Origin of the sequence: Enterobacter sp. Acro-832 (assembly GCF_011752745.1) — a bacterium.
In the GTDB taxonomy this organism is placed as follows: domain Bacteria; phylum Pseudomonadota; class Gammaproteobacteria; order Enterobacterales; family Enterobacteriaceae; genus Enterobacter; species Enterobacter quasiroggenkampii.
Map to the genome: position 1 here is coordinate 131,436 of NZ_VWWX01000002.1, position 13,656 is coordinate 145,091.

The window sequence follows — 13,656 nt, forward strand, 5'->3', positions numbered from 1 at the left end:
TCAGCTCCTGCCGGACCGGAGACTGCATATGATGAAAAAAATCGTAATCGTCGCGCTGTTGGCATCGGGGCTGGTGGCGTGTGCCCAGACTCAGGCACCGAAAGAGGACTCCCGTCTCAGGGAGGCCTACAGCGCCTGTATTAATACTGCGGAAGGCTCGCCGGAGAAAATTGAAGCCTGCCAGAGCGTGCTGAATGTGCTGAAGAAAGAAAAAGCGCACGAGCAGTTTGCGACGCAGGAAAATGTCCGGGTGATGGATTACCAGGCCTGTATCCAGGCGCGTAAAACCGGTAACGATCAGGAAGTGGCGAAGCGTTGCGACAAGATCTGGAACGAGATACGCAATAACAATAAATAAGTTGCTTTACGCCCGGTGGCGCTGCGCCACCGGGCTTTTTTCTGGCAAAAAAAAGCCAACCTTGCGGCTGGCTCAGAGTATGAATACTCGCTTATTTTGCGTCGTGCGCGTGGTCATCTTCACGGCAGTCGCCTTCAGCGCAGTGACCGTAAAGGTACAGGCTGTGGTTGGTGAGGCGGATACCGTGACGCGCGGCGATTTCACGCTGGCGCGCTTCGATGGAATCATCGCTAAATTCAATGACCTTGCCACAGTCGAGGCAGATCAGGTGATCGTGGTGCTGCTGCTGGGTCAGTTCGAAGACAGATTTACCGCCTTCGAAATTATGACGGGTGACAATGCCCGCGTCATCAAACTGGTTCAGCACGCGATAGACGGTAGCCAGCCCAATCTCTTCACCCATGTCGATAAGACGTTTATAAAGGTCTTCCGCACTGACATGGTGATTGTCTGGACCCTGAAGCACTTCGAGGATTTTTAACCGAGGAAGCGTAACTTTCAGGCCAGCCTTCTTTAATGCGGTATTGTTGTCAGTCATGCGGAATCTGTCCTGTTGCTAAACGATTCACTTCTGTAGGAAGTGACAGAAAATGCACCTGGGATAATGCGTCTCATTATAGAACTGCCATGGCTAAATGAAAACTGCAAGTCTCAGGCAAAATATGCTTATAAAAATGGGGTATCACCAACAAACTTGCTCGATGGAAAACCACATTTTATCAGGGAGACATTGTACAGGTCTGGGCGAAAAAGTTAAAAGATTGTAGCAATTAATTTAATCGGTTTGACCTGGTGCACGGGCGCAACCGCCGTTGCGCCGCGAAAAAAATCAGGCGTTAAGAATATCGTCCAGGTGCAGTTCTTCACGGATCTGCTTAACCCATTTCTCAACGCGCTCTGCGGTCAGTTCTGGCTGACGGTCTTCGTCGATGGCCAGGCCCACGAAGTGATCGTCATCGGCCAGGCCTTTAGACGCTTCGAAGTGGTAACCGGCGGTCGGCCAGTGGCCGACGATCACTGCGCCATTCGGCTCAATGATGTCGCGGATGGTACCCAGCGCGTCACAGAAGTATTCGGCGTAGTCTTCCTGATCGCCGCAGCCAAACAGGGCGACCAGCTTACCGTTGAAGTCCACTTCTTCCAGCGTCGGGAAGAAATCATCCCAGTCACACTGGGCTTCACCGTAGTACCAGGTCGGAATACCCAGCAGCAGAATGTCATAGCCTTCGAGATCTTCTTTGCTGCTCTTGGCGATGTCATGCACATCAGCAACGTCTTTACCGAGCTGTTTTTGAATGTTTTTCGCGATATTTTCGGTATTGCCGGTATCACTGCCAAAGAAAATGCCGATGATTGCCATGAGTAAAATAACCTCTTGAAACTTAATAGTATGGTGGCGCAATTCGGCCACGGATAAGGGCAATAATAGCAGAACTGGCAACCCTGCGGAAACAGCTATCGCGCAGGACTGCACTCTGTGCTACATGAAAAGGGTAATTAAGGGAATTTTCAGACTTATGCCTGGCCGCGCAATGTCTCAAGCTGGGCGATCAGCATCTCTTCAATGAGCTCGCTGCGGCTGATATTTCGCGCCTCGGCCAGCTCGTTAAGTGCATCGACCGCGTCAGCGTTGAGCTTCAGTTCGACACGCTTAAGCCCACGATTTTTATCGCGTTTAAGCTGATTGCGTTTATTGATACGCAGCTGTTCATCGCGCGAAAGCGGATTCGTCTTCGGTCGTCCCGGGCGACGCTCATTCGCGAACAGATCTAGTGTCGTACGGTCCGTTTGTTCTTTGGCCATGATTCTGAGACTTCGGGGGAAACACGCCGCCCTGCTAATGCCCGGGCGATAAGCGCGCCATCATACATCACCAAAAACGGCGCGCCAACGACTGGAAGCCCGCAGCCATCCAGTCGCTCTCTTTTTAATCAATTTGCAGTATCAGTAAGATAGCGGCGAATGGCGCGCAGTACGGCGTCAGGTTTTTCCGCATGCACCCAGTGCCCGGCTCCGGCAATGACGTGGGCGCGAGCCTGCGGGAATTGCGCCAGTATGGCGTCGCGGTACGCGTCGGTAACGTAAGGGGAGTTACCGCCGCGAATAAAGAGGGTAGGGTGCGGCCAGGCGGGTACGGTTTGCCAGCCCACAATATTGTTGTACTGGTTCCAGAGCACCGGCACGTTAAAACGCCACTGGCCGTCAACAAACGACTTCAGCAGGAACTGCACGACGCCTTCTTCATCAAGATGCTCACGCATGACGGTAGCTGCCTGCTGGCGGGTCGCGACACCCGCTTCGGTGACCGCATTGATGGCGGCAAAAATCTCGTCGTGACGGCGCACGTCGTAATCCACGGGCGCAACATCAATCACCACCAGGCCGTTAATACGCTCCGGGGCCAGCGCCGTCAGGGCCATCACCGCTTTGCCGCCCATTGAATGCCCGATGAGGGTGACCTTTTGCAGATCGTTGGCATCCAGCGTATCCAGCAGATCCTGCGCCATCGCGGCGTAGGTCATCTCGTCGGAACGGCCGGAAAGACCGTGATTGCGCATATCGACCTGTAAGATATCGTGATCGGTAACCAGATCGCGCGCCAGCACGCCCAGGTTATCCAGGCTGCCAAAAAGCCCGTGAACCAGTACGATGGGAGAATTATTGTTCGGCGATTGTGCAGTTTGCGCTCGGGTATTCAATTTCATGGCAAAGTTCTTTTTTTACGTATGTCAGGTTAGGGTATCATGTTGACCATTCTGCCGCCCGGCTGCAAGGTTCCAGTTTAATCTGACTTTTGCCGCCAACCTGGTTTGACGCTATCCGCTGTTGGGATTTGACCTTATAATCCCAATGACTTGTATTCAGATAAGATATCGCACTGGATTAAGATGAAAACAATCGAAGTTGATGACGAACTCTATCAGTATATTGCCAGCCAGACGCGGCATATCGGGGAGAGCGCGTCCGACATTTTACGGCGCATGCTTAAAATTTCCGCCGCTTCACAGCCTGCTACCCCAGTCACTAAAGATGTCGTGTCTCAGCCAAGCGTTGTTGCACAAGCAAAACCTGCCGTGACGCCGGCAAAAGATAAAGTGCGCGCGATGCGCGAGCTGCTGCTCTCCGATGAATACGCGGAGCAGAAAAAGGCGGTTAACCGCTTTATGCTGGTGCTGTCTACACTTTATTCACTGGATAACAAAGCGTTTGCTGAAGCGACCGAGTCGCTGCATGGTCGTACTCGCGTCTACTTCGCGGGCGACGAGCAGACGCTGCTGCAAAATGGCAATCAAACCAAACCCAAACATGTTCCTGGCACCCCGTACTGGGTGATCACCAATACCAATACGGGCCGCAAGTGCAGCATGATTGAACACATCATGCAGTCCATGCAGTTCCCGGCGGAATTGATTGAAAAGGTTTGCGGTACAATTTAACCCTTGCATCAGAAGGACCCGGTAATGGCAAATCACAGCCGTGCAGGCCAACCTGCACAACAAAGCGATTTGATTAACGTCGCTCAGCTGACCGCGCAGTATTACGTGCTGAAGCCGGTCGTGGGCAACGCAGAACACGCAGTGAAGTTTGGTACATCTGGTCACCGCGGCAGCGCGGCGCGCCACAGCTTTAACGAACCGCATATTCTGGCCATTGCTCAGGCCATTGCGGAAGAGCGCGCTAAAAACGGCGTTACCGGTCCGTGCTACGTGGGGAAAGATACCCATGCCCTGTCTGAACCGGCCTTTATTTCCGTGCTGGAAGTTCTGACAGCGAACGGCGTTGATGTGATTGTTCAGGAGAACAACGGCTTCACCCCAACGCCTGCGGTGTCTAACGCCATCCTGGTACACAACAAAAAAGGTGGCGCGCTGGCTGACGGTATCGTTATCACGCCATCCCACAACCCACCGGAAGATGGCGGCATCAAATACAACCCGCCTAACGGTGGCCCGGCAGACACCAACGTCACCAAAGTGGTTGAAGATCGTGCGAACGCCTTGCTGGCCGACGGTCTGAAAGGCGTGAAGCGCATCTCTCTGGATGCGGCCATGGCGTCCGGCCACGTAAAAGAGCAGGATCTGGTTCAGCCGTTCGTGGAAGGTCTGGCGGATATCGTCGATATGGCGGCCATCCAGAAAGCTGGCCTGAAGCTGGGGGTGGATCCGCTGGGCGGCTCCGGTATTGAATACTGGAAACGTATTGCCGAGCACTACAAGCTGGATCTGACCATCGTGAACGATCACGTCGATCAGACCTTCCGTTTTATGCACCTGGACAAAGACGGCGCGATCCGCATGGACTGCTCCTCCGAGTGCGCAATGGCGGGCCTGCTGGCGCTGCGTGATAAATTCGATCTGGCGTTTGCTAACGACCCGGATTACGACCGCCACGGTATCGTCACTCCTGCCGGGCTGATGAACCCGAACCACTATCTGGCAGTCGCGATTAACTACCTGTTCCAGCACCGTCCGCAGTGGGGCAAAGAGGTGGCTGTCGGTAAAACGCTGGTTTCCTCCGCGATGATCGACCGCGTGGTGGACGCGCTGGGCCGCAAGCTGGTGGAAGTGCCGGTGGGCTTCAAATGGTTTGTTGACGGTCTGCACGACGGCAGCTTTGGCTTCGGTGGTGAAGAGAGCGCGGGAGCTTCTTTCCTGCGCTTCGACGGCACGCCGTGGTCAACCGATAAAGACGGCATCATCATGTGCCTGCTGGCGGCGGAAATCACCGCGGTCACCGGTAAAAACCCGCAGGAACATTACAACGACCTGGCGGCACGCTTTGGTGCGCCAAGCTATAACCGTATTCAGGCCAGCGCAACGTCAGCCCAGAAAGCAGCCCTGTCCAAACTCTCTCCTGAGATGGTCAGCGCAAGCACCCTGGCCGGTGACCCGATCACCGCGCGTCTGACGGCGGCACCGGGTAACGGCGCCTCCATTGGTGGGCTGAAAGTAATGACCGAAAACGGCTGGTTCGCTGCGCGTCCATCCGGCACGGAAGATGCGTATAAAATCTATTGCGAAAGCTTCCTCGGCGCTGAGCATCGTCAGCAGATTGAGAAAGAAGCGGTAGAGATTGTCAGCGAAGTGCTGAAAAACGCGTAAGTGGTGTTCGGGTGCGGGCTGATGCCCTCACCCCCGGCCCTCTCCCACAGGGAGAGGGAGAAAACACTAAAAACGGCAACCCATGGGTTGCCGTTTTGCTTTTACCTAACTGTGCTTATTCTTCAATTCAAACCGCGGTGACACCAGACCGTACAGCGTCCAGCCCATAAAGGTCACCATCGCGCCATACAGCATCGCTTCCTGGCCGGAGGAATAGAGCGCGTAGAAGCTATAGATTGCCCCAATCAGCGCCACGATATTGGCCGCACGCGCTTTGCGTGGATCCACCTTCGCGACTTTCTGAATAATCACCAGCGCCGCCATCGACAGGATATACGGAATGATATTCGTCACGACCGCCAGGTTGACCAGCACGTTGAACTGGCTGTTCAGCGACGGGCTAATGGTCATCAGCGACAATCCACTCTGGAAGATGACAATCGCCAGCATGCCCTGCACCGGCGCATCGGCTTTGGTGACGCGGGAGAAGATTTTTGGGAAGTAACCTTCATCAGCCGAGGATTTAAACACCTGCGCGATGGTGAACTGCCAGCCAAGGAGTGAACCGCAGCACGACATGACCATCAGACCCATAATCACTTTCCCGACTTCCGGCGTGAACATCTGCGCGAAGGCCAGCCCGAACGGCGCAGTGGAGTTGGCCAGATCCATGTTCGGAACGATGCCCGCAATGACGTTCGTCGAGACGATATAGATCACCGCCGCGCCCAGCGTACCGCCGAGGACTGCAATCGGGACGTTCTTTTCCGGATTATCAACGACTTCTGCGTTCGCGCAGGCGGATTCCAGACCGAGGAAGGCCCAGAGCGTCATGGCGATAGAAGAGCCGACTGCGCTGAAGAACGGCACATGGTGCGGGTTCCAGGAGTTGGCGTACAGGGTCGGGCTGAACCAGAACCAGCCGATGATGCACAGGCCGACAACCGGAATAATCACGCCCCAGACAGTGATGCTGCTGAGCTGTCCGGTGATACGCGCGCCGCCAAAGTTAGCCACGGTGCAGATCCACAGCACGCCGATGGTGGCTAAACCAATCTGTACCGGGCTGAGCGTCGCGCCAAACAGCTCCGTACCGTAGCCCACGGCGGAGATGGCAATCGCCACGTTGGCGATCAGCAGTGATACTCCATAGGTATAGTTGGCCATAAAGTTGCCCGACTTGCCAAAGGCATACTCGGCGTAGCCTCCCATGCCGCCTGACTTGCGGCTGAACATCCCGCACTTGGCAAATGCCCACGCCAGCGCCATCGAGCCGACGGCGGTCACCAGCCAGGAGATGATTGAAATGGTTCCTACTTCGGCAAGCTTGGTGGGCAGCATGATGATGCCGGAGCCCATCATGTTCACCATGGTGAGGATGGTCAGCTGCACCACGCCCATCTTATTGGACTTACTCATAATTTCTCTCCTTTCAGCAGCGCGGGCTGAGCGGCGGGTTGTTTGATGACGTTACAGCGAACCTGTTTACGGCCCTCACACTCCTCGACGTACACACCCTGCAGCTCCGGCGCAAAGCCCGGCAGCAGGTTGATGCCTTCTTCCAGCGCGGTGAAGTAGCGCAGCACGGAGCCGCCCCAGACCTCCCCAGGGACAACGCATAGCACCCCCGGCGGATAAGGCAGGGCGCCTTCCGCGGCGATGCGGCCTTCCGCGTCGCGAAGGGAGACCAGTTCCACTTCTCCGCGCAGATAGGCATAGTTCGCGTCCTGCGGGTTCATCATCACGCGTGGGAAATGGGACTTGCGGAACATCTCTTTCTGCAGCTGTTTCACGTTGTGACGGGCGTACAGGTCATGCATCTCCTGGCAGATCTGACGCAGGGTGTAATCCGCGTAACGTTCCGGATGTTGTTTGTAGAGAGAAGGCAGGACGTCTTTCAGCGGAGCATCGCACTCGAGCAGTTTTTCGAAGCGCACCAGCTGCGCCACCAGCTGCTGCAGTTTGCCCATATCTTCCGCAGGCGTGAGCAGGAACAGGATCGAGTTGAGATCGCATTTCTCCGGCACGATGCCGTTTTCACGCAGGAAGTTGGCGAGGATGGTGGCGGGCACGCCGAAATCGTCATACTCGCCAGTGCGGGCGTTAATGCCCGGCGTGGTCAGCAGCAGCTTGCACGGGTCGATAAAATACTGATGCTCAGCGTAACCTTCAAAAGCGTGCCAGTTTTCACCCGGTACGAAGTGGAAGAAGCGCAGATTGGTCGCAATCTCCGCCGTGTCCCAGCTTTCCCACGGACGGCCATCCACTGTCTCCGGCACGAAGGGGCGCAGATACCGGCAGTTCTCCAGGATTAGCTTACGCGCTTCAATACCGTTCACCACGCAGTCCATCCACATGTTGCGGCCGCTCTGGCCTTCATGCATACGGGCGTTGATGTCCAGCGCGGCAAACAGCGGATAGAACGGGCTGGTGGAGGCGTGCATCATAAAGGCATTATTCAGCCGCTTATGCGGGACATAGCGCTGCTGGCCTTTGATGTGGCTGTCTTTCTTGTGAATTTGCGAGGTCTGCGAGAAGCCAGCCTGCTGTTTATGCACGGACTGGGTAACCAAAATCCCCGGATCGTTTTCGTTCAGCTCCAGCAGCAGCGGAGAGCAGTCGGCCATCATCGGGATAAACTGCTCGTAACCCACCCAGGCGGAGTCAAACAGGATGTAATCACACAGATGCCCAATCTTATCCACCACCTGACGGGCGTTGTAGATGGTGCCATCGTAGGTGCCCAGTTGGATCACCGCCAGACGGAACGGACGCGCATCGCGCGCACGGCCAGGCGCCACCTCTGCCACCAGCTCGCGTAGATAGCTTTCTTCAAAACAGTGGGCGTCAATGCCGCCGATAAAGCCGTACGGGTTGCGCGCCGTTTCCAAATAGACCGGCGTTGCGCCTGCCTGGAGGAGGGCACCGTGATGGTTGGATTTGTGGTTGTTACGGTCGAACAGCACCAGGTCGCCGGGGGTGAGCAGGGCGTTAAGCACCACTTTGTTAGATGACGAGGTGCCGTTAAGCACGAAGTAGGTCTTATCGGCATTAAAGACCTTCGCCGCATGTTGCTGCGCAATGCACGGCGCGCCCTCGTGAATCAGCAGATCGCCCATTGCGACGTCGGCGTTGCACAGATCGGCGCGGAAAAGCGTCTCGCCAAAGAAATCAACGAACTGATTACCGGCAGGATGGCGGCGGAAGAACTGGCCGCCCTGATGGCCCGGGCAGTCAAACGCGCTGTTGCCCTGCTTCACGTAGTCGACCAGGGCGCGGAAAAACGGCGGGCGCAGCTGGGTTTCATACCGCAGGGCAGCCGCTTCCAGCTGGCGTCCATAAAAGTCGTTGCTGGTGTCTGAATACTCAAATACGCCATGAATGCGCGATAAATAGTCTGCCGGAATGATCTCTTCTTTATGCGTCGCAACAAAAACAGGAATGCCAAATCCGGTGGCTTCTATTTCCTCCAGTATCCCGTCGGTAATATCACTGACCGCCAGCACAATAGCGGCAACGTCGATATAATCAGAGGTTCTTACATCCACCAGTTCACGCTGGGTGGTAAAGCAATCCGGGCATGCACGGCTGGCTGCGATTTTTAAACTTTTCATCTTTCTCTCTTTATTTTAGGTAATAAGCGTCCCTCGATTTCTTGCAAGAAAGAAATCGATAATTTTCCGGAAAAAAAGCAAAGGGTGGCCGCTGATTAAAATCAGTACATTGCTTTTTTGATGATTGAAATTCAGTCCGCCCGGTGCGGATGAGTCTGAATCAAAATGAATGAGCGCACGAATTCACAGGCAATAGCCTGTAAAATAAGATGTTTCAGGGTAACCTGTAAGCGAGTGCGCCAGAAGTCGAAGGACTACCGGGCATTAAAGAGATGAAAGTCAAAGCAGTTTCGGTGGGCAAACATCATGATATGTGTTGTCCGCCTTATATGGGGCATTAAACGATTGTTGTTTTCCATGATTCATTTTCCTTTCAGTAATTGAAAGCACGGTCATTTTATCCAGGAAAAGGCGATTAACTGTGAAGAAGATCACCGTTAACCGATCATTTTAGAAATAAATAGTCGTTTTTGATGAATATCGCAGATCAAAACTCTGATTTGTTATCGACGAGTTAACAGGATGTTTTATCAATGTTTTAAAAGGGCATAAATAATCCGAATAAACACTAACTGGATTATTTTTGACATATTTTCTGAGAGGTTTAAATTCTATTTAAAAATAAAATGAATAGTTATTCAGAGCATAAACCGATAACCGATACCGGTTTCAGTTAATAAATGGCGAGGGCGAGCGGGGTCGACTTCGAGTTTCTGACGAAGGTGTCCCATATATATGCGTAAATAGTGACTATGTTCCACGGCGTTGGGTCCCCACACCTGACTTAACAGCTGGCGCTGGGTGAGAACCTTGCCGTGATTGTTAAGCAGCACGGCGAGCAGGCGAAATTCAATGGGCGTGAGGTGAATTTCCTCTTCGCCGCGCACAATGCGCCGCGCGGCCAGGTCAACCCGGATATCCCCAAACGTGTAGGTTGGATCGGCAGGCGTGGTGGCGCTGTGGCGGCGCAGCGCCACGCGAAGGCGAGCCTGTAGCTCGCCGATACCAAATGGTTTAATCAGATAGTCATCCGCCCCGGCATCCAGCGCGGCGATTTTATCCGTCTCTTCCGTACGTGCGGAGAGCACGAGGATCGGCATCTGGCTCCACTGCCGGACTTCACGAATAAAATCGATGCCGTCGCCGTCCGGGAGTCCAAGATCGAGGATCACCAGGTCCGGCTTGCGGGTGGCGGCTTCAATTAAACCCCGCTGAAGCGTACCCGCATCATGGACGCGCAGACCGTCTCCTTCCAGCGCAGCGCGCAGAAAACGGCTAATGGCGATCTCATCTTCAACAATCAGAACGTTGATCACAAATCCTCTGGTAATTCATTAAGTTCTGGCGGGGTTTCCAGAGGAAGTGTAACACAAAAACGTGCGCCGCCTTCGGGACGATTCTCTGCGGAAATGGACCCGCCGTGAACGTCAATGATCGCCTGACATATTGCCAGCCCCAGCCCCACGCCCGGAATGGCCGACTCCTTATTGCCGCGTGCAAATTTCTCGAAAATAGCCAACTCCTGCCCGGCTGGAATGCCGGGGCCGGTATCCCAGACGTTAAGGCGAAGCGTGCCATCTTCCACCGTCGCATCCACCCCAATCTGAGCACTGGCACCCGCATATTTGGCGGCATTTTCCAGCAGGTTGATCAGCACCCGCTCGAACAAGGGTCCATCAACGTGAATTAAGGTCAGGGGCTCGGGCATGTTCAGCGCAATATGCCGCCCGCCCAGGCCCGGCTCGAGCATTTTCAGCGCGCTGCCCACCACCTCTTCCAGCGTGAGCCACTCTTTTTTGAGGTTAAATCCGCCCGACTGGATACGCGCCATGTCGAGCAGGTTATTCACCAGGCGCGTGGTATTCAGCACATGCTGGCGGATCTCGCTGGCCTGAAGGGCATGCTTCGAGCCTTCCGCCGCCAGGTCCAGCGTCAGAATTTCTGACTGACCGAACAGGACGGTGAGCGGGGTACGCAGATCGTGAGACAGCGCCGCCAGCAGCGAGTTACGAATGCTTTCACGCTCGCTCGCCAGCCGGGCCTGTTCCTCGCTGGCGGTGAGGGCCAGTCGTTCCAGCGCGCTGGCAACCAGCAGCGTAAACGTCTCCAGTAAACGCTGCTGTTCGGGGATCATCAGCTGGCGCAGGTTGGAAGGCTCCACGATGACCAGCCCCTGATTTTTATCGGCACTGCGCAGCGGCAGAATTTGATAGGGCACGCCGGGGAGGGTGTCCGTCCCCGCGCCCGCCGGTAAGCCTTTGTCAAAGCTCCAGCGCGCGATGGCCTCGTCCCAGGGGGTCATGCCAGTGGCGGACGTGAGCGGGCGCAGCTTGCCGTGTTCGTCCGGAAGTAAAATCAGGTTGCTGGCATGAAACGTCGAGCGAATAAACTGCTCGCTGGTCTGCACGATATCCAGCGGCGTACGGCCCACCGCCAGCGATTTCGACATCTCGTAGAGATGGCGCGTACGCTGTTCGCGATAGCGGGCGATACGCGCCTGATAGCGCACGCCCGCCGTCAGATTCCCGATCACCAGCCCGACGGTGAGCATCACCGCGAAGGTGAGGATGTACTGTACGTCCGAGACGGCCAGCGTCCCGCGGGGGGCAATAAAGAACAGATCGAAGCTGATGACGTTAACAACCGTCGCCAGGACCGACGGCCAGCGCCCGTAAAAGAGGGCCACCACCACCACGCCCAGGAGGTAGATCATCACCAGGTTGGCGGCATCAAACGCGATCAGCCACTGGCTGGCAATCACGGTAATCAGGGCGCAGAGCACGACGGCGACAAGACAGCCGCGGAGCTGAATGCGCCATTTATCGCTGAAGGTGCGGCTGTCCGGCGCGCGATTGGGCAAGGGGGTAGGTTTGTCGTCCAGCGCCACGATCACCAGATCCAGATCCGGCGCACGACGGGCCAGCTTGTCGGCAAAGGATTCGCGGCTAAACCAGCGGCGATGCTGGCGACGGCCAATGACGATTTTCCCCAGGTTATGCTCGCGCGCGTAGCGCAGAATCGCTTTATCTTCCTGCGGATCGGAAAGGGTGGCGGTCTCCGCGCCCAACTCCTGCGCCAGGCGCAGCGAACTCAGGATCGCGCGACGCTGGTTTTCGGGCAGCGCGTGCAGCTGCGGCGTTTCGACATACACCGCATGCCAGACGCTGCCAAATTTGGCCGCCAGGCGTGCGGCGGTGCGGACAAGCTTTTCGTTGCCGCTGCCGTGGCCCACGCACAGCAGGATGGCATCCCGCGTGTGCCAGACGCGTTCCTGGCCCTGCAGGTCGCGCCAGGCGCGCATCTGATCGTCCACCCGGTCGGCGGTTCGGCGCAGGGCCAGCTCGCGCAGGGCTATCAGGTTGCCTTTACGGAAGAAATGTTCGATGGCGCGCTCGGCCTGACCGGCGATATACACTTTGCCTTCGTGCAGGCGCTGGCGCAAATCATCGGGCGGAAGGTCGACCAGCACCACCTCGTCCGCGGAATCAAAGAAGGGATCGGGCACCGTCTCGCGCACCTGAATGCCGGTCACGCCGCTGACCACGTCGTTCAGGCTTTCGAGATGCTGAACGTTTACCGTGGTGAACACATCGATACCGGCTTCAAGTAATTCTTCAACATCCTGCCAGCGTTTTGGATGGCGTGAGCCAGGCGCATTGCTGTGCGCCAGCTCGTCCATCAGGATAAGCGCGGGACGGCGGGCGAGGGCGGCATCGAGATCGAATTCAGTGACTAACCGACCGCGATGGCTGATGCGGCGGGGCGGCTGGGTAGCCAGCCCCTTCAGCAGTGATGCTGTCTCTTTACGTCCGTGGGTTTCAACCACGCCGATCAGAATATCGAGCCCCTGCGCCCGAAGCCGCTGGGCTTCCGTCAGCATGGCGAAGGTTTTCCCGACGCCCGCGCAGGCGCCGAAGAAAATTTTCAGTTTGCCGCGATGGGCTTCAGCTGTTTGTTCGAGCAGCCTGTCCGGATCCGGGCGCATGGGCTCGTCGGTCATTTAGTTTTTCCTTAGCGCGTCCAGCGCCAGATTCAGCTCAACAATATTTACCACGGGCATGCCGATGAAGCTGACCAGCGGCTTTTGCGTGTGCTCTGCCACCAACTGGCTCACCTGTTCGACGGTCAGCTGACGGGCAGCGGCAACGCGCGGGATCTGCCATGCAGCCGCTGCCGGCGTCAGGCTGTAGTCCAGCCCGCTGGCCGAGGCGGTCACCAGCTCCACGGGGACGTCACGGCTGGCCTGCGGATTCGCGGCGCGCAGGGCTGCTACGCGCTCCGCGACGGCTTTGTCCAGTTCAGGGTTGCTGCCCGCCAGGTTGCTGCCGCCGGATGCCATCGGATTATACGGGCTTTCGGCAGTGGCGGAAGGGCGTCCCTGGAAGTAGCGGGCATCCGTAAAGTTCTGACCAATCAGGCGAGAGCCGCGGTTTTCACCGTTTTGCAGTATCAGCGAGCCGTTAGCCTGATCCTTAAACCACCACTGGCCCAGCGCGGTGGTCACCAGCGGGTACAGCCCGCCGGTAATGAGAGACAGCAGAATAAACAGAAGTATAGCGGGGCGTAACATGGTCATTTGATT

The 13,656-nt window shown here is 56.2% G+C and carries 13 protein-coding genes; 3 read left to right on the forward strand and 10 right to left on the reverse strand.

Annotated elements, in window-relative coordinates:
* Positions 1-31 precede the first annotated feature (31 nt).
* On the forward strand, positions 32-358 hold the full coding sequence (gene chiQ, locus F3J31_RS07070; RefSeq protein ID WP_045909866.1) for a ChiQ/YbfN family lipoprotein: 327 nt from the start codon (positions 32-34) through the stop codon (positions 356-358).
* A gap of 91 nt (positions 359-449) precedes the next feature.
* Here chiQ and fur read toward each other — a convergent pair whose 3' ends face one another.
* The 4 genes from fur to ybfF all read right to left on the reverse strand — a co-directional run bounded on the left by fur (position 450) and on the right by ybfF (position 3,063).
* Complete coding sequence (fur, locus tag F3J31_RS07075) at positions 450-896, reverse strand: ferric iron uptake transcriptional regulator (RefSeq protein WP_014169146.1); 447 nt, start codon at positions 894-896, stop codon at positions 450-452.
* Positions 897-1,187: 291 nt separating this feature from the next.
* The gene (gene fldA / locus F3J31_RS07080; RefSeq protein WP_008501067.1) at positions 1,188-1,718 is read right to left on the reverse strand and encodes a flavodoxin FldA; all 531 of its coding nucleotides are present in this window, start codon (positions 1,716-1,718) and stop codon (positions 1,188-1,190) included.
* A gap of 155 nt (positions 1,719-1,873) precedes the next feature.
* Positions 1,874-2,161, reverse strand: coding sequence for a LexA regulated protein (ybfE, locus tag F3J31_RS07085; protein WP_023310772.1), 288 nt, complete (start codon positions 2,159-2,161; stop codon positions 1,874-1,876).
* A gap of 128 nt (positions 2,162-2,289) precedes the next feature.
* Positions 2,290-3,063 (reverse strand): esterase, encoded by a 774-nt coding sequence (ybfF, locus tag F3J31_RS07090; protein WP_167212191.1) that lies wholly within the window; start codon positions 3,061-3,063, stop codon positions 2,290-2,292.
* A 183-nt stretch (positions 3,064-3,246) separates the two neighbouring features.
* Here ybfF and seqA point away from each other — a divergent pair, with 183 nt between their 5' ends.
* Positions 3,247-3,795 (forward strand): replication initiation negative regulator SeqA, encoded by a 549-nt coding sequence (gene seqA, locus F3J31_RS07095; protein ID WP_008501070.1) that lies wholly within the window; start codon positions 3,247-3,249, stop codon positions 3,793-3,795.
* Between the two features lie 24 nt (positions 3,796-3,819).
* The gene (gene pgm, locus F3J31_RS07100; RefSeq protein WP_048026964.1) at positions 3,820-5,460 is read left to right on the forward strand and encodes a phosphoglucomutase (alpha-D-glucose-1,6-bisphosphate-dependent); all 1,641 of its coding nucleotides are present in this window, start codon (positions 3,820-3,822) and stop codon (positions 5,458-5,460) included.
* A 105-nt stretch (positions 5,461-5,565) separates the two neighbouring features.
* Here pgm and potE read toward each other — a convergent pair whose 3' ends face one another.
* The 6 genes from potE to kdpC form a co-directional block, all read right to left on the reverse strand.
* Entirely contained in the window at positions 5,566-6,879 is a 1,314-nt protein-coding gene (gene potE / locus F3J31_RS07105; RefSeq protein WP_008501072.1) for a putrescine-ornithine antiporter, read from the reverse strand.
* Positions 6,876-9,074: an ornithine decarboxylase SpeF gene (gene speF, locus F3J31_RS07110; protein ID WP_167212194.1), complete on the reverse strand. Its 2,199-nt coding sequence runs from the start codon at positions 9,072-9,074 to the stop codon at positions 6,876-6,878. Before speF ends, potE begins: the two co-directional genes overlap by 4 nt.
* A 254-nt stretch (positions 9,075-9,328) precedes the next feature.
* Positions 9,329-9,433, reverse strand: coding sequence for a leader peptide SpeFL (speFL, locus tag F3J31_RS07115; protein WP_003858645.1), 105 nt, complete (start codon positions 9,431-9,433; stop codon positions 9,329-9,331).
* Between the two features lie 279 nt (positions 9,434-9,712).
* Positions 9,713-10,390, reverse strand: a complete 678-nt coding sequence (kdpE, locus tag F3J31_RS07120; protein ID WP_008501074.1) for a two-component system response regulator KdpE — start codon at positions 10,388-10,390, stop codon at positions 9,713-9,715.
* A complete protein-coding gene (gene kdpD / locus F3J31_RS07125) occupies positions 10,387-13,074 on the reverse strand; it encodes a two-component system sensor histidine kinase KdpD (protein WP_048226107.1) in 2,688 nt (895 codons plus the stop codon). Before kdpD ends, kdpE begins: the two co-directional genes overlap by 4 nt.
* Positions 13,075-13,650 carry a potassium-transporting ATPase subunit KdpC gene (gene kdpC, locus F3J31_RS07130; RefSeq protein WP_167212197.1) on the reverse strand — a complete coding sequence of 192 codons (576 nt, stop codon included), beginning with the start codon at positions 13,648-13,650 and terminating at the stop codon, positions 13,075-13,077. It abuts the gene before it with no gap.
* Positions 13,651-13,656: the final 6 nt, after the last annotated feature.